Here is a 1,851-nt window from a genome sequence, read left to right on the forward strand (position 1 = left end):
GCTGGGATGGGTAGGGGAGCGTCGTGTGCCGGGTGAAGCAGCCGCGGAAGCGAGTTGTGGACGGTTCACGAGTGAGAATGCAGGCATGAGTAGCGATACACACGTGGGAAACGTGTGCGCCGATTGACTAAGGGTTCCTGGGTCAAGCTGATCTGCCCAGGGTAAGTCGGGACCTAAGGCGAGGCCGACAGGCGTAGTCGATGGACAACCGGTTGATATTCCGGTACCCGCTTTGAAACGCCCAATATCGAATCCATTAATGCTAAGGCCGTGAAGCCGCCCTGGACCCTTCGGGGAAAGGGGAGTGGTGGAGCCGCTGACCCAAGGTGGTAGTAGGTAAGCGATGGGGTGACGCAGGAAGGTAGTCCAGCCCGGGCGGTGGTTGTCCCGGGGTAAGGGTGTAGGCCGTGTGGTAGGCAAATCCGTCACACGTGAAGGCTGAGACCTGATGCCGAGCCGATTGTGGTGAAGTGGATGATCCTATGCTGTCGAGAAAAGCCTCTAGCGAGTTTCATGGCGGCCCGTACCCTAAACCGACTCAGGTGGTCAGGTAGAGAATACCGAGGCGTTCGGGTGAACTATGGTTAAGGAACTCGGCAAAATGCCCCCGTAACTTCGGGAGAAGGGGGGCCATTTCCGGTGATGAGTCTTGCACTCTGAGCTGGGGGTGGCCGCAGAGACCAGCGAGAAGCGACTGTTTACTAAAAACACAGGTCCGTGCGAAGCCGTAAGGCGATGTATACGGACTGACGCCTGCCCGGTGCTGGAACGTTAAGGGGACCGGTTAGCTCCATTTCGGTGGGGCGAAGCTGAGAACTTAAGCGCCAGTAAACGGCGGTGGTAACTATAACCATCCTAAGGTAGCGAAATTCCTTGTCGGGTAAGTTCCGACCTGCACGAATGGCGTAACGACTTCTCGACTGTCTCAACCATAGGCCCGGTGAAATTGCACTACGAGTAAAGATGCTCGTTTCGCGCAGCAGGACGGAAAGACCCCGGGACCTTTACTATAGCTTGATATTGGTGTTCGGTTCGGCTTGTGTAGGATAGGTGGGAGACTGTGAAGCCGTGGCGCCAGCCATGGTGGAGTCGTCGTTGAAATACCACTCTGGTCGTGCTGGATGTCTAACCTGGGTCCGTGATCCGGATCAGGGACAGTGTCTGGTGGGTAGTTTAACTGGGGCGGTTGCCTCCTAAAGGGTAACGGAGGCGCCCAAAGGTTCCCTCAGCCTGGTTGGCAATCAGGTGTTGAGTGTAAGTGCACAAGGGAGCTTGACTGTGAGACCGACGGGTCGAGCAGGGACGAAAGTCGGGACTAGTGATCCGGCGGTGGCTTGTGGAAGCGCCGTCGCTCAACGGATAAAAGGTACCCCGGGGATAACAGGCTGATCTTCCCCAAGAGTCCATATCGACGGGATGGTTTGGCACCTCGATGTCGGCTCGTCGCATCCTGGGGCTGGAGTCGGTCCCAAGGGTTGGGCTGTTCGCCCATTAAAGCGGTACGCGAGCTGGGTTTAGAACGTCGTGAGACAGTTCGGTCCCTATCCGCTGTGCGCGTAGGAGTCTTGAGAAGGGCTGTCCCTAGTACGAGAGGACCGGGACGGACGAACCTCTGGTGTGCCAGTTGTCCTGCCAAGGGCATGGCTGGTTGGCTACGTTCGGGAGGGATAACCGCTGAAAGCATCTAAGCGGGAAGCCTGCTTCGAGATGAGGACTCCCACCCACTTGATGGGGTAAGGCTCCCAGTAGACGACTGGGTTGATAGGCCAGGTGTGGAAGACCGGTAACGGTTGGAGCTGACTGGTACTAATAGGCCGAGGGCTTGTCCTCAGTTGCTCGCGTCCACTGTGT

1 rRNA gene is annotated in these 1,851 nt (G+C 57.4%); it reads left to right on the top strand.

Going from position 1 to position 1,851, the window contains the following annotated elements:
• Positions 1-1,830: ribosomal RNA gene (locus ACSNOG_RS32625) — 23S ribosomal RNA — on the top strand; the annotation flags it as partial.
• Positions 1,831-1,851 lie beyond the last annotated feature (21 nt).

This window comes from Streptomyces sp. URMC 124 (assembly GCF_051386455.1).
Taxonomy (GTDB): domain Bacteria; phylum Actinomycetota; class Actinomycetes; order Streptomycetales; family Streptomycetaceae; genus Streptomyces.